17 protein-coding genes and 1 pseudogene are annotated in these 16,954 nt (G+C 59.5%); 2 read left to right on the top strand and 16 right to left on the bottom strand.

Annotated elements, in window-relative coordinates:
• Positions 1–172: 172 nt before the first annotated feature.
• Complete coding sequence (gene accC / locus BUE15_RS16230; RefSeq protein WP_073287492.1) at positions 173–1,681, top strand: acetyl-CoA carboxylase biotin carboxylase subunit; 1,509 nt, start codon at positions 173–175, stop codon at positions 1,679–1,681.
• Between the two features lie 77 nt (positions 1,682–1,758).
• Here the strand turns inward: accC and BUE15_RS21370 are convergent.
• The 4 genes and pseudogenes from BUE15_RS21370 to BUE15_RS16200 all read right to left on the bottom strand — a co-directional run bounded on the left by BUE15_RS21370 (position 1,759) and on the right by BUE15_RS16200 (position 4,466).
• Positions 1,759–2,513 (bottom strand): IS5 family transposase gene (locus tag BUE15_RS21370; protein ID WP_262987466.1). Its coding sequence is split into 2 segments (ribosomal slippage): positions 1,759–2,180 and positions 2,180–2,513, totalling 756 coding nucleotides; the frame shifts between segments, so codons are not numbered across the junction.
• Positions 2,514–2,590: 77 nt separating this feature from the next.
• A pseudogene (locus BUE15_RS16215) lies at positions 2,591–3,351 on the bottom strand (IS5 family transposase).
• Between the two features lie 9 nt (positions 3,352–3,360).
• On the bottom strand, positions 3,361–4,032 hold the full coding sequence (locus tag BUE15_RS16205) for an IS630 family transposase (protein WP_084549120.1): 672 nt from the start codon (positions 4,030–4,032) through the stop codon (positions 3,361–3,363).
• Positions 4,029–4,466, bottom strand: coding sequence for a helix-turn-helix domain-containing protein (locus BUE15_RS16200; RefSeq protein WP_170865290.1), 438 nt, complete (start codon positions 4,464–4,466; stop codon positions 4,029–4,031). Before BUE15_RS16200 ends, BUE15_RS16205 begins: the two co-directional genes overlap by 4 nt.
• Positions 4,467–4,727: 261 nt before the next feature.
• Here BUE15_RS16200 and BUE15_RS21700 point away from each other — a divergent pair, with 261 nt between their 5' ends.
• Positions 4,728–5,651 (top strand): hypothetical protein, encoded by a 924-nt coding sequence (locus tag BUE15_RS21700; RefSeq protein ID WP_139252352.1) that lies wholly within the window; start codon positions 4,728–4,730, stop codon positions 5,649–5,651.
• A 185-nt stretch (positions 5,652–5,836) separates the two neighbouring features.
• On the opposite strand, the gene BUE15_RS16195 is transcribed toward BUE15_RS21700, so the two are convergent.
• From BUE15_RS16195 to BUE15_RS16140, 12 genes are all read right to left on the bottom strand, one after another.
• Entirely contained in the window at positions 5,837–6,169 is a 333-nt protein-coding gene (locus BUE15_RS16195) for a type II toxin-antitoxin system HicB family antitoxin (RefSeq protein WP_073287477.1), read from the bottom strand.
• Positions 6,170–6,180: 11 nt separating this feature from the next.
• Positions 6,181–6,432, bottom strand: a complete 252-nt coding sequence (locus BUE15_RS16190) for a type II toxin-antitoxin system HicA family toxin (protein WP_073287474.1) — start codon at positions 6,430–6,432, stop codon at positions 6,181–6,183.
• Between the two features lie 67 nt (positions 6,433–6,499).
• Entirely contained in the window at positions 6,500–6,949 is a 450-nt protein-coding gene (locus BUE15_RS16185) for a hypothetical protein (protein WP_139252351.1), read from the bottom strand.
• 41 nt (positions 6,950–6,990) lie between these two features.
• Entirely contained in the window at positions 6,991–7,674 is a 684-nt protein-coding gene (locus BUE15_RS16180) for a hypothetical protein (RefSeq protein WP_073287468.1), read from the bottom strand.
• A gap of 361 nt (positions 7,675–8,035) precedes the next feature.
• Entirely contained in the window at positions 8,036–8,755 is a 720-nt protein-coding gene (bshB1, locus tag BUE15_RS16175) for a bacillithiol biosynthesis deacetylase BshB1 (protein ID WP_073287465.1), read from the bottom strand.
• A 107-nt stretch (positions 8,756–8,862) separates the two neighbouring features.
• Complete coding sequence (locus tag BUE15_RS16170) at positions 8,863–9,987, bottom strand: M23 family metallopeptidase (protein ID WP_244535963.1); 1,125 nt, start codon at positions 9,985–9,987, stop codon at positions 8,863–8,865.
• 145 nt (positions 9,988–10,132) lie between these two features.
• Positions 10,133–11,080, bottom strand: coding sequence for a thioredoxin-disulfide reductase (trxB, locus tag BUE15_RS16165; RefSeq protein WP_073287462.1), 948 nt, complete (start codon positions 11,078–11,080; stop codon positions 10,133–10,135).
• A gap of 242 nt (positions 11,081–11,322) precedes the next feature.
• Positions 11,323–12,186, bottom strand: coding sequence for a sigma-70 family RNA polymerase sigma factor (locus tag BUE15_RS16160; RefSeq protein WP_022823752.1), 864 nt, complete (start codon positions 12,184–12,186; stop codon positions 11,323–11,325).
• 134 nt (positions 12,187–12,320) lie between these two features.
• Entirely contained in the window at positions 12,321–14,480 is a 2,160-nt protein-coding gene (gene pnp, locus BUE15_RS16155; RefSeq protein WP_073287459.1) for a polyribonucleotide nucleotidyltransferase, read from the bottom strand.
• Between the two features lie 195 nt (positions 14,481–14,675).
• Positions 14,676–14,951, bottom strand: coding sequence for a 30S ribosomal protein S15 (gene rpsO, locus BUE15_RS16150; protein ID WP_022823754.1), 276 nt, complete (start codon positions 14,949–14,951; stop codon positions 14,676–14,678).
• Positions 14,952–15,118: 167 nt separating this feature from the next.
• The gene (locus tag BUE15_RS16145) at positions 15,119–16,552 is read right to left on the bottom strand and encodes an LptF/LptG family permease (protein ID WP_073287613.1); all 1,434 of its coding nucleotides are present in this window, start codon (positions 16,550–16,552) and stop codon (positions 15,119–15,121) included.
• A gap of 121 nt (positions 16,553–16,673) precedes the next feature.
• Positions 16,674–16,954: IS5/IS1182 family transposase (locus tag BUE15_RS16140; RefSeq protein ID WP_073287456.1), on the bottom strand; the 281-nt coding region annotated here is incomplete at its 5' end.

Below are 16,954 nucleotides of genomic sequence, written 5' to 3'. Positions count from 1 at the left end.
GTCTGAACGCCTGTTACAGCCAACAGGAGCGTCATGCTGAGCTTGTCGAAGCATCTCTGCCGCTTCGTTGGGTTAGCATTGCAACGAAGCGGCAGAGATGCTTCGACAAGCTCAGCATGACGTTCTGTTTACATAATCCGACTCCACTCCCACCCGCTCCACCTCTCTCCCGATGAAGAAAATCACCAAGCTGCTCGTCGCCAACCGGGGCGAAATTGCGTTGCGCGTGCTGCGCTCGGCCAAAGAACTGGGCCTTGCTACCGTGGCCATCTACTCCGAAGCCGACCGCAACGCCCTGCACGTGCGCTACGCCGACGAGGCCGTGTGCGTGGGCCCGCCCGCCAGCAAAGACAGCTACCTGCGCGGCGACAAAATTCTGGAAGTCTGCCGCCAGCTCGGCGTCGATGCCATTCACCCCGGCTACGGCTTCCTCTCGGAAAATGCCGAGTTTGCCCGCCAGGTCACGGAGGCCGGCATCATCTTCGTGGGTCCTTCGCCCGAAGCCATGGACATTATGGGCGACAAGCTTTCGGCCAAGCAGGCTGTTAAGGCCTATAACATTCCGCTGGTGCCCGGCACCGACGAAGCCATTTCCGATGTCAATGAAGCCAAGCAGATTGCCCAGCAGGTGGGTTTCCCTATCCTGATTAAGGCCTCGGCGGGCGGGGGTGGCAAAGGAATGCGCCTGGTGCATAACCTGGAAGAGTTTGAGGAGCAGATGCAGCTGGCCATCAACGAGGCCACCTCGGCCTTCGGCGACGGAGCTGTGTTTATCGAGAAATTTGTGACCGGGCCGCGCCACATTGAAATACAAGTGCTGGGCGACGAGCACGGCAACATTGTGCATCTGTTTGAGCGGGAATGCAGCATTCAGCGCCGCCACCAAAAGGTGATTGAGGAGGCGCCTTCGGCGGTGCTCACGCCCGAGCTGCGCGCCGAAATGGGCCGTTGCGCCGTGGACGTGGCCCGTGCCTGCAACTACACCGGCGCCGGCACCGTGGAGTTCCTGCTCGACGACCAGCACAATTTCTACTTCCTGGAGATGAACACCCGCCTGCAGGTGGAGCACCCCGTCACGGAGCAGATTACCGGCCTCGACCTAGTGAAGGAGCAGATCAAAGTGGCGCAGGGCCTGCCCCTGGCTTTCGGGCAGGACGACCTGAGCATCACCGGGCACGCTCTGGAGCTGCGCGTGTACGCCGAAGATCCGCAGAACAACTTCCTGCCCGACATCGGGACGCTGACGACGTATGTGCGCCCCCAAGGGCCCGGGGTGCGCGTGGATGACGGCTTTGAGCAGGGCATGGAGATTCCCATCTACTACGACCCCATGATTGCCAAGCTCGTCACGTTCGGGGCCACCCGTGAGGAGGCCATTGCCCGGATGCTGCGCGCCATCGACGAATACCAGATTACCGGCATCCAGACTACGCTCGACTTCGGCCGCTACGTGCTCCGCCACCCGGCCTTCGTGAGCGGCAACTTCGACACCAACTTCATCCGGGACCATTTCCCGGCCGACGCCCTGAAACCCGCCGCCCCCGATGAGGCCACCGCCAAGCTTGCCGCCGTGCTCACGGCCATGCTTCTGGCCGAGAAGAAGCCCGCCATAGCTGCTTCAACTGAAGCGCCGGCCGCTACCGGCTCGGCCTGGAAGCGCAACCGGCTGGGGGCGCGGTAGAGGGAGCACATGAAAAACGCAGCCCAATCTTGATTGATTGGGCTGCGTTAATAGCTTCAGATTTTGACTAGGAAGTGTTAACAGTCGCGCAACCAGAGGACGGTTGCGGCCAGGTGAATAAAAGCCAGAAAATGCCTGTCCAACTTGTCATAGCGTGTGGCCACGCGTCGAAACTGCTTGAGGCGGCTGAAGAGCCGTTCGACGGGGTGGCGCTGGGCGTAGCGGGCCGGGTCGTAGGCTCGCGGGTGGCGGCGCTTGCGTCGGGGCGGAATCACGGCGCAGGTGCCGCGGGCGGCCAGGGCAGCCACCAGCGGGTCGGAATCGTAGCCCCGGTCGGCGATGAGGTGGGTCGGGGCCAGGCCCTCGAGCAGCGGCAGGGCCTGCGGGACGTCGTGGCGTTGCCCCGCTGTCAGGCGGCAGCGCAGAGGCCGGCCGCGGGCGTCGGCCACGACGTGCAGCTTGCTGGTCAGCCCGCCGCGGCTGCGCCCGAGGGCTTGCGGTCCGTTTTTTTGCGCGCCCCGCTCGCGTGCTGGTGCGCCCGCACCGTGGTCGAATCCACCAGCAGCGTGTGCAGCGCGTCGTCTTCTTGCACGGCCTCAAACACGCGTTGCCACACGCCCGAGGCCGCCCAGCGCTGGAAGCGCGTGTACGTCGTGTGCCAGTTGCCCCGCTCCTGGGGAAGGGCCCGCCACCGGGACCCGTTGCGGGCCAGCCAGAGCACGGCTTCCACAAACTGGCGGTTGTCGCGCCCCCGGCCCCCGCTTGTGCCTTCCCGGCCCGGCAGCAGCGGGGCCAACCGCGCCCATTGCGCATCCGTGAGCATTCTTTCCATGCTCCAAATTACTAACCACTGTTAACACCCCCTAGTGCTTAGTCAGGAGAATTAGTTGACCTAGGGGGTGTCAACAATTAGAGCCACATGCGGATGGCGGCGAGGGTGACCAAGGCGAGGTAGGCGTCGGCGGTTTTTTCAAAACGGGTGGCCAAGCCGCGGTACGCTTTGAGGCGGTTGACGCAGCGTTCGATCTGGTTGCGGTGCTTGTAGGCGTCGGCGTCGTGCGGGATGGGGTGGGTGCGGTTTTTCTTGCTGGGAATCACGGCGTGGGCGCCCGCCTGCGTCACGGCTGCCCGCACGTAATCCGCATCGTAGGCGCGGTCGGCCAGCACCTGTTGCCCGGGGCGCAGGTCCGGCCGCAGCAGCGCCAGCGCCTGCGGGCAGTCGCCCGCCTGGCCGGGCGTCAGGGCCAGGTGGCGTGGGCGGCCCCAGGCGTCGCAGCTCAGGTGTAACTTCGAGCTGAAGCCGCCGCGCGAACGGCCGAGGGCTTGCGGCCCGTTTTTTTGCGCGCCCCGGCCGCGTGCTGGTGCGCCCGCACCGTCGTCGCGTCCACCATGAGCGTGTGCAAGGCCGCCTCGTCCTGCAAGGCGGCCAACGCACGGGTCCACACCCCGCTCTTCTTCCAGCGCGAGAAGCGGGCAAACACGGTCGACCATGACCCGAACCGTTCGGGCAGGTCCCGCCACGACACGCCGCAGCGCATGCGCCAGAGCACCGCTTCCACAAATAAACGCGTGTCGGCGGCCGTTACCCCGCGCGTGTGCGCCTGTCCCGGCAGCAGCGGCGCCAAGCGCGCCCACTGCGCGTCCGTCAAGAGCGTTCGGTCTTTATTCATGCCCAAAAGCTACGCTAATTGTCTACACCCCCTAATTTTCTGGTAGTGGCGATTGAGTTTCTGGCGGGCGTCTTCGAGGGTGAATTGCCAGTGGACGGTGGCGCGGGCGGCGTTGCGCTCGGCTACGCAGGCGGCCACGTGGGCCGTGAGTTCTTCCAGGGTGGGGATGCGCTGGTGCAGGCACTGGCAGGCGATGGCGGAGAGTTCGAGTTCGACCATGTTGAGCCAGGAGGCATTCCTGGGCGTGTAATGCCATTCAAACCGCTCGGCCAGGGCGCGGGCCTCGGCCGGCGGCAGGTGCTGGTAGAGGACCGCGTCGGTGTGGGTGTTGAGGTTGTCCTGCACCAGCACGATTTTCTGGGCGTGCGGGTAGTGGGCGGCCAGCCGCTGCAGGAAGCGGCAGTAGTCGGCCCCGGTGCGCCGGGCCGATACCTCGACCAGGCGCTGGCCGCTGGCCGGCTCGAAGGCGGCCAGCAGGCAGGCCGTGCCCTGGCGCACGTAGGTGTGGCTTTCGCGCCGGTGCCGGCCCGGCCGGGCCGGCACCGGGTCCAGCGGCGCGACGGGCTGGCCGTGCAGCACGCAGGGCCGCTCATCGAAGCACACCACGGGAAAGCGGGCGTCAACCGGCCGGGCATACACGGCCAGGATGTCTTCCATGCGGGCCAGGAAGGCCGCGTTCATCGCCCCCAGGCACCAGTGCTGCTGGCGCTGGGGCTGCAACTCGTTTTTTTCAGCACCTGCCCCACCGTCTCGTGGGAAATGGTGTCGACCAAGGCCAGTTCCACGGCTTTATCGGCCAGCAGGCGCAGCGTCCAGCGGCTGTGGCCCACGGGCGCGGGCGTGCAGGCCAGCGCCGTCACGGCCGCCCGCTGCGCCCCGGTGAAGCGCGCGGGGCCGCCGCTGCGCGGCAACTCGGCCCGGGCCACGCCGCCGGCCGCGTAGCGCTGGCGCACCTGGGCCACGGTCTGCCGGCTCACGCCCGCGACCCGCCCGGCCGCTGCTTGGCCGACGCCCTCGGCCAACGCCAATAGCGCCTGCGCCCGACGCACGGCCCGCACCGGCCGCCGGCCCGTGCGCGTGAAGTGTTCCAACTCGGCCCGGTCTGCGTCGGGCAAGGTAAAAGTGCGGCAAGAACGTCCCATAAACCACCAACCGCAGCAGCCCTCTTTTGGTTAAGAGCGTGTTTGGGAATTATAAAAGAACGTCATGCTGAGCTTGTCGAAGCATCTCTACCGCTTCGTATGAGGCTTTTCAACCAAGCGGTAGAGATGCTTCGACAAGCTCAGCATGACAGAAACGGCGTTTTCGCAAATTTCCAAACACGCTCTAACCAATTTGCCTGACTAAGCACTAGTCTACTTCCCAACCAGATTGGGATGGATTCCAAATTACGCTGTGATAAGTCTATTCCTTTCCACCTTAAACGTTTAGCAATGCCATACATTACTAATTCCAGCTTAAGCAGAATATTCAAAACTATTATACTGGAAGATGTACCAGATTCCTATATTTCAAAAGTAGGTAAGATATGGCCACGCACAATTCCTCAACTGAGTTGGCGTGAAACCAAAAGCCTTTTACTTTGGAAGGTTATATACAGAAACCCCGAGGGAATTGAGTCAATTTATAACAAATCTAGCAAAACAGACACCTACACTTATTTAGACGAAGCGAGAGCATCAAGTTATCATATATCTAGACATTGCCCTTTTCTCAATTCGGGATTCAAAACTTATGTAATCCCTGATTACATAAGACAGAGGGGTCCTAACGAAGTTAAATCTTTCCGATCTTGGTATAAGCTAAATATAAATAGACTTGGAGGAGCATATGGAATACATACCGATTTTTTCTTTCAGGAAATGAAAACAATCTTCGGTGAACCTGATGAAACTGCTGATACAAGAGAAAATCTTGAACAAGAAGATGTTCCTAATATCGAAGAACCGCAAGAGCAAAAAAATCTAGACCTTGGACAACTGACATCTAGGATAGATGAAGCTATTGATAACTTATTATATTTTTACAATTCTCAAAATCCAATTACACAACAAGTGCTTAGACATTTTGCAAAAGCCAGCAGGCTTGGATATAGCCCTAATCCCATACTTAATAATACTACTGGTTTTTCAGATGATAGATTAAAACAATTTCTAAAGCAATATCATGACAAATACAAACAACCTTTAATAGATGATTTGCGAGATTATTACAAAGTTTATTTTAACCCCGAACTTGATTTCAAAGGAAGATTATTAGATGAACTTAATTTTAAACCATGCTCATATTGTTATCCATAACTATTTCCCCTAACTGGCGCGAGTTTAGGCACAGCCGCAACTCGTGACCAATCTTAACGTGGAGGCTGCGCCTCCACTGCCGCGCCAGCAGCAACCCCGCAAACGCGTCGCCTAAAAGTAACTCAGGCGGCATTGGTCGCTCTGACAGAGCTGACACGAGTTAAGCTCCACTAAACTCGCGCCAGTCAGTCCACAAACTGCCGCACCGCCTGCGCCATTAGCTCGTTCAGGCTGATGCGGCGCGATAAAGCCGCCAGGGCCGCTTTGCGGTGCAGTTCTGTACCGAGGCGCACGTTGAACACGCCTTTGAACGTCTTATCCGGGGCTTTGCCGGCGAGCTGGCAGGTTTCCAGGTAATCATCCACGGCGGCTTCAAACTCCTGGCGGAGCTGCTTGGCGGAGTCGGCTTCAAAGGTTACCAAATCGGCAATGGCTTCGATGCGGCCGTGAAACACCTCATCCTCCGGGCTGTACTGCACCGAGCCGATGTATCCTTTGTACGTGAGAACATTATCCATAGCAGAGCGAATTAGCGGCAGATGCCGAGGTGGGCAATGATTTCCTTAAGCTGATATTCCTTGAGAATATTGCCGGGGTGTGGTTTGTGCAGCGTGATGACGAGTTGAGTAGCCGGGTTAAAGAACCGGCGGCGACTACCGCCCGTTTTGCCGCCGGTTAACTCGTCGTAGCCGTGCGCTTTCAGCAGCCGGACCAACTCCTCCCAGGTAAAGTCTTTGGGCCGGCTACAGATTCGCTTGTGCAGCTTCTCGAGTTGAGTCATAACATTGGTAACTATTTTTTAGTTACACAAATATAGTAATAGTATTCATCCGCGACGCTTTCTATCCTTACACCAACAGCCTGCGCGCCTGATTGTCCACGTTAATCAACGCTGGGGCATTCGTGAGGGTAGCCAACACTACTTCCCTGGCGGCTTGCTGCAGCTCGTCGCGGTGAATGTCGCGGACTTCCTCGCGCACCAGCTCGGTGAGGGCCTGCAGGGCAAACTGCAAAGCCTGCCGCCGGGGCCGCTCCGCCCGGATTTCCCGGCGCACCTCGGCAAAATGCGCCTGAATCTTCAGCCGCCGCAGGTGAAACACCGAGTCGCTGGCAACCTGGGGCTGAATGGTATCGAGCAGCTTGAGCAGCGGCAGCAGCTGCGTGGCGGTGGTAGCGGCCAGGCGCTGACGGCGGCCGGTTTCAGCTGGCTGAGAGCCTAAAGTGGGGAGTTGCTCCGGACCGAGGATAGCCATCAGGATAAGGCGAGTAATGGGGGCGACAATACGAGTGATTTTCATAACAAGATAGTGGACCGGCGAGAGATTGACGCAACTCACGGCTACTTCCACACCAACTCACCGGAGCGGACTGTCGGCTCGGCGGCAACGGCTTTGGGCGCGCGCCACCGGCGCAGGGCCCAGTGCGTGGGCAGGTACACCACTACCAGCAGCGTCAGCAGCCAGCCTACTAAGTAGAACGGAGCGGGCAGCCAGGTTTGGGGCTGAGCATCATCGAAACCGAACACGTAGTTGATGTTCACCGGAATCTTTGGGTCGGGCAGCATGGTCCCGGCCGGCGGCAGCCAGAAATACGCCACCAGGCACAGGCCCCAGGGCAGCAGCGTCCAGGCGGGCAGCGCGCGCCGGTCGTGGCCCAGGCGCTTCACCAGAAACAGGATGAGGAAGGGCAGCCAGCCGTGGAAGAAGGAAAGTCCGCGCAGAAACAACGAGCGGTTTTCGTCGAACATGTACGACGTCATCCCAACCAGATGAACGCCCAGCAGCTCGCCCAGAAAATCGGCGCACCACAGCACCTGGGGCAGCAGAATACCCACGGCCGCCATGGAAGCGGGCAGGCGGCGCTCCGTCCATACGCTGATGAGGCACAGCAGCAACGACACGTCGCAGAAGTACAGGAAGTTGGTGGGGCCGTAGTTCAGCCAGTATACCGGCACCATCACCAGCAGAAAAGCGGTGAACACCAGTTTCAGCCAGAGCGGCAGGCGGGCAGGAAGGCGTTTCATGCGTATCGAGAATAAGGTGGAGTAACTCGCTTCCCGTAGACTGCGCCTTGCAGGTGGGCCTACCCAGAAGGGATGCCCGAAGTAGCACCACGGCAACCGAATACCCAACGCAATTCACGCCCTCATCAGACTTTTAAAAAGTCACCAAAACTGGCTGTAATCAAGCATACATCAGCTTTTCGAAACCTCTCATCAGACTTTACATTTTCTGTAAAAGCACGGAGAAAACCTCCCATAGCACCCATATTTCACGCAGAAAGCCCGGCCTTGCGGACCGGGCTTTTTGTATAAAGTCAAGCTGGAGCTCTACCAACCGGGCAGTTGCTCTCCTACTCTGCCGTTGTACCTGTGCTGGTTGCGGCTAGATCAGCTCGGTGATTTCCTGCACGCCCAGAGGACGCTCCCGGGTAAAGCCTTCACCAAACTCCACCCCTATCAGATGGCCGAACTCGCGGGCGCGGGCTTCCATGAATTTGCTGAACTCCTGGCTGGACAGGTAGGTCTGGGGCTCCTTGCTCTCCGCGTCGAAGAACTGGGTTTTGTACGCCTGAATCGAGGCCCACTTGCCGGGCCAGTGCGCCGTGATGTCCACCACAAAATCGGCGGGCAGCTGGCGGTCCTGGATGTAGTGGTACACCACGCGGGGCCGCCAGGGCGTCTGGGGCTGGCCATCGGCGCCGAGGGTTTCAATCATGCGCAGGCCGCTCAGAAAGCAGGCGTCGCGGGCCAGCTCGGCGCCGCGCCCGTGGTCGGGGTGGCGGTCCTGAATGGCATTGCAAAGCACTACATCGGGCTGGTAGCGGCGCAGCGCTGCAATCAGGGGCAGCTGGTGCTCCCGGTCGTTGCGGAAGAAACCGTCGGGCAGGCCCAGGTTTTCGCGGGCGCTCAGGCCCAGAATACGGCTGGCGGCTTCGGCCTCCTGCGCCCGGGTGGCCGGCGTGCCGCGCGTGCCCAGCTCGCCCCGCGTGAGATCAACAATACCGATTTTCTTGCCCGCCGCCGCCGCCGCCAGCAGCGTACCGGCGGCCGACATTTCTACATCATCGGGGTGCGCCCCCAGGGCCAGGATATCCAGTTTCATCTGTATCAGTTGTTGGTTGCTGGTTGTTGAGTAGTAGGTGTTAGTTGCAGGTTGCTAGAACGAACTAACAACCGCCAACCAACACCTACCACTCAACAACCAGCACCTTATTTAATCCGCAATACGCGGCCTACGCGCAGCACAGCAGTGCCGCCATTCAGACGCCGGATCTGGGCCTGCGAAACGCCATACTTATCGGCAATTTCCGACAGCGTATCGCCGCTGCGGATTTTGTGCGTGACTACGCGGCGGGCGGCAGTGGGCTTGCCGCTGCTACTGCTGCGGCTGGCCGCTCCCGGCACGCTGCCGCCCCGGTACTTCAGCGACTTGCTGTAGTAGGCAAACAGGCCGGAAGTTATCTGGAAGTTGTCCTTGATGAGCCGGTAGTCGGGGAAGTCGTACATCTTCTCCGGGTCGATGGGGTTGCCCTCGTAGCGGACCTCAAAATGCAGGTGCGAGCCGCTGCTGCGCCCCGTGCTACCGCCGCGCCCAATCAGCTGGCCGGCCTTCACGAAGGTGCCCGGCGTCACGAGCGACTTCTGCATGTGCCCGTAGAGCGTCTCGATGCCGTTGTAGTGGCGGATGAGCACGTAGTTACCGTAGCCCGAGCCGTCCCACTTCACAATGCGCACTACACCATCGAAGGCCGCCTTCACCGAGTCGCCGGTTTCCAGGTCTAGGTCCACGCCGTAATGCCAGCGGTAGCCGCGGAAGCCGAAATCGGAGGTCAGCAGCGTTTTCACGAGCGGCATTTTGGCGTAGCGCTGCCGCTCCGGCTCAATCAGTTTCAGGTTGAGCGTGTCGCGGATGCGCCGGCCATCTACCCGGTACGGATTGATGTTGTGCGTATCCCAGATGGCATAATAGCCGGCCACCTGAATCCAGGAAGAATCGATTTGCACCTCTTCCTTTACTTCCACAATATGCTGCCCGCCTTCGTTGAGCGTAGTGGTGTCCTCGCTCACGATGGACAGCTTTTTGGCCGGATTGAAGAAGATGGATTTTGCGGCGTCGGACCCTTCGTCGGGCAGTTCCTCCGTCTCAATCAGGATGGTGGTATCGGGCCGCACGTAGCGGATAGTCGGGGATTTGATGCGGAAGAAATCCTTCCGTTTGCCTGCCGCGCCGGCTTTCGCCTTCGGCTGCGGCGCTTTGCGGCGCTGGGCCAGCAGCTGGCCGGGCAAGCCAAGAAACAGCCCGATCAGTAGCAGCGGCAGCAGCCAATGTTTCACAAAATTAAGCAAGGGCAAAAGGTTAATGAGTGAGTAAGCGAATGAGTGAATGAGTGAATGAAAGAAGTAGCTGGCTGAACGCTTCCCCATTTTGGATAGTGTGCCAACCCGCTAAATCACTCATTCACTCATTTACTCATGCACATTAGTGGTCCCCTAGCGCGGCCAGATACCGCTCGGCATCCAGCGCGGCCATGCAGCCGGAGCCCGCCGCCGTTACGGCCTGGCGGTACGTATAGTCCTGCACGTCGCCGCAGGCAAACACGCCGTCGACGTTGGTTTTGGCCGTGCCCGGAATGGTTTTCAGGTAGCCCTGCTCGTCGTGGTGCAGGTAGGGCTGGAAGATTTTGGAGTTCGGCTCGTGCCCGATAGCCACAAAGAAGCCTTCCACGGCCAGGTCGCGGGTCTCGTGGGTCAGCGCGTTTTTCACACGGGCGGCTTCCACGGCATGTTCGCCCAGAATTTCGTCCGTCACCGTGTTCCAGAGCACCTCAATCTTGGGGTTGTCCATTACCCGCTTCTGCATGATTTTCGAGGCGCGCATCTCCCCTTTCCGCACAATCATGTACACCTTGTTGCACAGGTTGGCCAGGTACGTAGCTTCTTCGGCGGCCGTATCGCCGGCGCCGACAATGGCCACGTCCTTGCCGCGGTAGAAGAACCCGTCGCACACGGCGCAGGCCGATACGCCCGAGCCATTCAGGCGCTGCTCCGAGGGCAGGCCCAGCCACTTGGCCGAGGCACCGGTAGCAATAATGACCGTGTCGGCCGTTAGCTCCACACTTTCATCAATGGTTATGCGGTGCGGGCGGCCCGAAAAGTCTACAGAAGTAGCAATACCGTAGCGGATGTCGGTGCCGAAGCGGGCGGCCTGCTTTTTCAGGTCTTCCATCATTTCGGGGCCCATGATGCCGTCGGGGTAGCCAGGGAAGTTCTCGACGTCGTTGGTAATCGTGAGCTGGCCGCCGGGCTGCAGGCCCTGGTACATAACGGGCTTGAGGTTAGCGCGGGCGGCGTAAATGGCGGCCGTGTAGCCAGCCGGGCCGGAGCCAATAATCAGACACTTGATGTGTTCCGGGGTGGTTGTTGCCATGAGAAGGTTCGAAGCGCCGGATTCTGCCGGCGCGATGAAGAGTATAGTTGGGGTGCAAAAGTACACGCGTCCCGGATTATCACCCGGTGCGGCCGCGTATTGCCGAAAATTAAGCCAATCCGCTAAGTCGGCCACTTTGTCCGAATCGCCGAGAAAGCAGGACAATGGAAAGCCAAGGCCCTGTACGTCAACAAAAAACCCCAACCAAAGGTCAGGGCTTTTTGTAACGGAATAGTAACAAACTATCCCAGATATGGCTTAAGGGCCTTGCTGCGCGAAGTGTGGCGCAGGCGGCGGATTGCTTTTTCCTTGATCTGGCGCACCCGCTCGCGGGTCAGGTTGAACTTCTCGCCAATTTCTTCCAGCGTGAGCGAGTGTTCCCCGTTCAGGCCGAAATACAGCGTAATCACGTCGGCTTCGCGCTTGGTGAGCGTGCTCAGGGCGCGCTGCACCTCCTTGCGGAGCGAGTCGTTCATCAGCCCGGTGTCGGGCGACTCCTCGTCTTCGTTTTCGAGCACGTCGAGCAGGCGGTTTTCCTCCCCCTGCACGAAGGGAGCATCCACCGATACGTGGCGGCCCGAAATCTTGAGCGTGTCCACCACTTCCGAGGTAGTCAGCTCGAGTACTTCGGCAATTTCTTCGGGCGAGGGCTCCCGCTCGAATTTCTGCTCCAGTTCCGAGAAGGATTTGCTGATTTTATTCAGTGAGCCCACCCGGTTCAGGGGCAGACGCACAATGCGCGACTGCTCGGCCAGAGCCTGCAGAATCGACTGACGAATCCACCAAACGGCGTAGGAAATGAATTTGAAGCCCCGGGTTTCGTCGAAGCGCTTGGCGGCTTTAATCAGGCCGAGGTTGCCCTCATTGATCAAGTCACCCAGGCTCAGGCCCTGGTTCTGGTACTGCTTGGCCACCGACACCACGAAGCGCAGGTTGGCCTTAGTGAGTTTTTCCAGCGCTTGCTGGTCACCTTCTTTGATGCGTTGCGCCAGCGTTACCTCCTCGTCGGGGGTTAGCAGATCCACCTTGCCAATCTCCTGGAGGTATTTATCCAGCGACTGGCTTTCGCGGTTGGTGATCTGCTTGCTGATTTTTAGCTGTCTCATTGCGGGCGCGAGAGAGTTGAGTTGTTGATGCTAGTAAGGTCGTGTTGGTCCGGTATACGAGGGATACCCAAACGCGGGTACCGGGTCAGTTGAGAGCAACACCCCGGTACCCGCGAAAGTTCGGCGGCAGCGGGTTAAGCTGCGCCGTTGGAATCAGCAGCGCGCTCCGGCTTGGGCAGCAGCACCTTGCGCGACAAGCGGTATTTGCCCGTTTTCTTGTCGATGTCGAGCAGCTTCACGTCGATTTCCTGCCCTACTTCCAGCACGCCTTCCAGCGCAGCCAGTCGCTCGTGCGACACCTCCGAAATGTGCAGCAGGCCATCTTTGCCCGGCATGATTTCCACGAAGGCACCGTAGGGCTGAATGCTGCGCACTTTGCCTTTGTAGGTAGCCCCTACCTCGGGCACGGCGGCAATAGCCTGAATCCGGCTGATAGCGGCCTGCATATCTTCCTGGTTGGAAGCGTAGATGCTCACGTGGCCTTTCTCGTCCTTCTCCTCGATGATAACCGTAGCGTTGGTATCCTTCTGGATCTGCTGAATCACCTTGCCACCGGGCCCGATTACAGCACCGATGAACTCCTTGTCAATCAGCATTTTGTGCGAGCGGGGCGTATGCGGCTTCAGCTCGGCAGCCGGCTGGCTGATGGTCTTGGCCATCTCCCGCAGAATGTGCAGGCGGCCTTCGCGGGCCTGGTGCAGGGCAGCCGTCATGATTTCGGCGCTCAGCCCCTGGATTTTGATGTCCATCTGGCAAGCAACGATACCTTTCTCGGTGCCGGTTACTTTGAAGTCCATGTCGCCGAGGTGGTCCTCATCGCCCAGGATGTCCGAAAGCACGGCGTATTCGCCGGTTTCCTTATCCTGCACGAGGCCCATGGCAATACCCGAAACGGCAGCGCGCACCGGAATACCGGCGTCCATCAGCGCCATCGAGCCAGCGCATACCGTGGCCATCGACGAAGAGCCGTTCGACTCCAGGATGTCCGACACGATACGCACGGTGTAGGGGTTCTCGTCGTCGGAAGGCATTACCTTCTTCAGCGAGCGTTGAGCCAGGTTGCCATGGCCGATTTCGCGGCGGCCGGGGCCGCGGTTAGGCTTCACCTCGCCGGTCGAGAAGGCCGGGAAGTTGTAGTGTAGCATGAACTTGCTGTAGCCCGAGGTCATGGCCGTATCGATGATCTGCTCATCGAGCTTGGTGCCGAGGGCTACCGTGGTCAGCGACTGGGTTTCGCCGCGGGTGAACAGGGCCGAGCCGTGGGCACCGGGCAGGTAGTTCACTTCGCTCCAGATAGGACGGATTTCGGTGAGCTGACGACCATCGAGGCGGGTGCGCTCCTTGATCATCATGTCGCGGATGGCCTTTTTCTCGGCCGAAGAGTAGTAGCGGCCGAACATCTTCATGTCCAGCTCGGGCTGCTCTTCCAGCAGTTTCTCGGTCAGCGACTTTTTGATGGCTCCAAAACCTTCCTTACGGCCGGCTTTGCTGGGGTTGCCCGAGTGCGCCACTTTATAGGCCTGCTCGTATACGCCTTCCTGGATGCGCTTTTTCAGGTCGTCGTTTTCCTCGTACTTGGGGTACTCGCGCTTCACGTGCGACTTCTCCACCTCGGCAGCCAGTTCCAGCTGCACCCGTACCTGCTCCTTGATGGCTTCGTGGGCGAAGGCAATGGCTTCTACCATTTCTTCCTCGCTCACTTCGTTCATCTCGCCTTCTACCATGGCTACCGAATCAGCCGTGGCACCTACAATCAGGTCGATGTCGGCGCGGGCAATATCGGCGGTGAGGGGGTTGATCTGCAGCTTGCCGTCGATGCGGGCTACGCGAACCTCCGAGATGGGGCCGGCGAAGGGAATATCCGAAATCGAGAGGGCAGCCGAAGCGGCCAGGGCGGCCAGGGCATCTGGCTGCACGGTTTTATCGGCCGAAATCAGGGTAATCATCACCTGCACCTCGTAGTGATAGTCCTTGGGGAACATCGGGCGCAGGATACGGTCTACGATACGGCACACCAGGATTTCGTAATCCGAGAGGCGGCCTTCGCGGCGCTGGAACGAGCCGGGAATGTTGCCGGCACCACCAAATTTCTCCTGGTAATCAACCGACAGGGGCAGGAAGTCCACGTCGCCGCGCGCGCTGGGCTGCGACACGACCGTAGCGAGCAGCATGGCGTCGCCGAGGCGCACCACTACGGCGCCATCCGCGAATTTGGCCAGCTTGCCGGTTTCGATGGAAATCTGCCGCCCGTCGGGCAGCGTAATGTGTTTGGTAACTGCGGTGTAATTGGGCATCTGAGAGGATTGCTTTGGGAAAGCGTGCAGCGGGCGAGCAGCCGTAAAAATGGGGCCAGCAGTGGCCCCACTTTGCTCTAAAATTCTTCTTCGGGAGACTAAACAACGAAACCGGCAGAATAATGCGGCCGGTTTCGGACAAAAAAAGAGCAGGGAACCTTTCGGGTGAAAGGCTCCCTGCTCCGGACCGTGGGCTTACTTACGAATGCCCAGTTCCTTGATGATGGCGCGGTAGCGGTTGATTTCGCGGTGCTGGAGGTAGTCCAGCATGCGGCGGCGCTTACCAACGAGCTTCAGCAGGCCCAGACGGGTCGAGAAGTCTTTTTTGTTCACCTTCAGGTGCTCGGTCAGGTGCGTGATGCGGTGCGTGAACAGCGCAATTTGTGCTTCGGCCGAACCGGTGTCGGTGGCCACTTTCTGCAGGCTGTTTTTCTCGAAAATGGCCTGTTTTGCTTCGGTAGTAAGTTTCATCGGCAGATAGGTTTCCCCGTCCTGGATTAAAAATGAGAAGAAATTCACCCCGCACCTCGGGGTGGCCGCAAAGGTAGGGATTTATTTGATGCGGCGCACTATGGCCGTGCATTCTGCTGAAGTTCTTGTAGTTGCTCTGCTCTCCACAAAGGAAAGCCCCGAAACCGCTACAGCGTCTTTTTGTAGCCACGGAAGGGCCAGCGCAGCCAGGCAGGGAGCAAACGGCGCAGGTCCCAGTCGAGCAGGCCGGAGTCGTTGCGGGCCTGATAGAGGAAGAACAGGCCGAACGGCAGCAACGCCAGCGTCGACATCCACATGCCGAATGACACGGGCATTACCCCTTCGCGCCCATACTTCTCGCCCATGATGGAGAGGATGTAGTAGACAATAAAGAAGAGGATTGATACCAGAATCGGGACACCCAGCCCGCCTTTCTTGATGATGGCGCCCAGCGGCGCACCAATCAGGAACATGAGCAGAATGGCCGTGGACTGCACGTATTTGCGGTAGATTTCGATGCGGTAGTTCCCGGACTCCTTGGCCAGGTTGGCCAGCCGCTCGCCGGTACTGCCGGCAAAGGATTTGAGGTTGCGGGCCCGGTTGGTGGCCTGTTCCAGCACACCGGCATTTAGCACGGGCAGGCGCGTATCGGGCACCTGTACCAGCTCGGCCCGCCGGTTCTGGGCCTGCCCGACAGTATCGAAGCGCAGATAGGCATAGTAGGGTGCCACCAAATGAGGCACTTGGCTCCGCTCGGTACGCAGGCGCTTCTGCAAAGAGTCAATGAAGGCCACCAGCTGCGGAATGTTCTTCATCATTTTGTTCTCGGCAAACAGCTCGGTTTTGGTTCGGTTGAGGTCGAACGATTTGAGCGAGAACGTAATCATGTTGCGGTTGAAGGCCTGCCGGATAAAGGTGGCCCCGGAGCGACTGCGCGAATCCGGCTGCTCTACATAGCTCTGCCCCCGGAACAGCTCCAACCCCAGATACTGCCCGCCAAAGCGGGTAAACATGCGGCCGGAGTCGGCCAGAATCACGCGCATATTGCCCGTGCCCTGGGTGTGGTCATAAATCATAATGCCCATCAGCACATCCCCTTCCTCGCCCAGCTTGTCGTTCACCTTGATAGTATAGCCGGGGATGCCACTGTAAAAAACCCCGGGCCGGATATCGAGGGCCAGCTTCTGCTGCCGGACGTCCCAGAGCAGGCTAAAAGCCTTCAGGTTGGCCTTGGGCACAATAGTATTATTGAACCAGAACGCAAAAAGGGCCAGTGAGACACTCGTAATCATGACCGGCCGCAGGATGCGCGTGAGCGAGATGCCCGATGTTTTGATGGCCGTGAGTTCGTGGTGCTCGCCCAGCGTGCCGAACGTCATCAGAGAAGACAGGAGCACGGCCAGCGGCAGGGCAATGGGCAGCAGCAGTACCGCAAAATAGAACAGCAGCTGCACCAGCACCTCAGCCCCCAGGTCTTTGCCCACCAGGTCGTCAAGGTACTTGAGCATGTATTGCGTGAGCAGAATAAACTCCACTACCGCCAGGGTGAGCAGGAAAGGGCCGGCGAAGGCCTTCAGAATCAGCTTATCGAGTTTTTTCATGCGGGAACTGCTGCCGGACTCCCCATCGGAGCCGGCCACAAAAAAGAGCGAACAGAAAACGAAGGTACAGTCCGTTTCGCGTCCGCTCCTGTTCCGTAGCCGGAAAACGTGTTTAGAGTGTCTAACAAAACCGTTTAACGGCTCTCCAGGTGATGAGTGCGCAGGCGAGCATGGTAAAGGCCAAGTGGATGTCGTCGCGTCGTTCGTAGCGCACGCGCACGCGGCGGAAGCGGTTGAGCCAGGCAAAGGTGCGCTCCACCACCCAGCGGTGCCGCCCCAGCCGCTGGGTGGATTCGATGCCGCGGCGGGCGATGCGGCACTTGATGCCGCGCCTGCGCAGGGCCACACGGCACTTACGGTAGTCGTAGCCCTTGTCGGCGTGGAGCTTGCCGGGGCGCTTGC

It is taken from the genome of Hymenobacter psychrotolerans DSM 18569 (assembly GCF_900142395.1).
In the GTDB taxonomy this organism is placed as follows: Bacteria; Bacteroidota; Bacteroidia; order Cytophagales; family Hymenobacteraceae; genus Hymenobacter; species Hymenobacter psychrotolerans.
The sequence above is the reverse complement of the archived record's forward strand: the minus strand, read 5'-3'. Positions and strand labels throughout refer to the sequence as shown.

Bases quoted from the DNA above. Each gene is read 5' to 3' on its own strand.
- accC (WP_073287492.1), top strand. From the start codon at position 173: ATGAAGAAAATCACCAAGCTGCTCGTCGCCAACCGGGGCGAAATTGCG.
- BUE15_RS16205 (WP_084549120.1), bottom strand. From the start codon at position 4,032: ATGAACGCGGCCTTCCTGGCCCGCATGGAAGACATCCTGGCCGTGTAT.
- BUE15_RS21700 (WP_139252352.1), top strand. From the start codon at position 4,728: ATGGATTCCAAATTACGCTGTGATAAGTCTATTCCTTTCCACCTTAAA.
- BUE15_RS16195 (WP_073287477.1), bottom strand. From the start codon at position 6,169: ATGGATAATGTTCTCACGTACAAAGGATACATCGGCTCGGTGCAGTAC.
- BUE15_RS16190 (WP_073287474.1), bottom strand. From the start codon at position 6,432: ATGACTCAACTCGAGAAGCTGCACAAGCGAATCTGTAGCCGGCCCAAA.
- BUE15_RS16185 (WP_139252351.1), bottom strand. From the start codon at position 6,949: ATGAAAATCACTCGTATTGTCGCCCCCATTACTCGCCTTATCCTGATG.
- BUE15_RS16180 (WP_073287468.1), bottom strand. From the start codon at position 7,674: ATGAAACGCCTTCCTGCCCGCCTGCCGCTCTGGCTGAAACTGGTGTTC.
- bshB1 (WP_073287465.1), bottom strand. From the start codon at position 8,755: ATGAAACTGGATATCCTGGCCCTGGGGGCGCACCCCGATGATGTAGAA.
- trxB (WP_073287462.1), bottom strand. From the start codon at position 11,080: ATGGCAACAACCACCCCGGAACACATCAAGTGTCTGATTATTGGCTCC.
- BUE15_RS16160 (WP_022823752.1), bottom strand. From the start codon at position 12,186: ATGAGACAGCTAAAAATCAGCAAGCAGATCACCAACCGCGAAAGCCAG.
- pnp (WP_073287459.1), bottom strand. From the start codon at position 14,480: ATGCCCAATTACACCGCAGTTACCAAACACATTACGCTGCCCGACGGG.
- rpsO (WP_022823754.1), bottom strand. From the start codon at position 14,951: ATGAAACTTACTACCGAAGCAAAACAGGCCATTTTCGAGAAAAACAGC.
- BUE15_RS16145 (WP_073287613.1), bottom strand. From the start codon at position 16,552: ATGAAAAAACTCGATAAGCTGATTCTGAAGGCCTTCGCCGGCCCTTTC.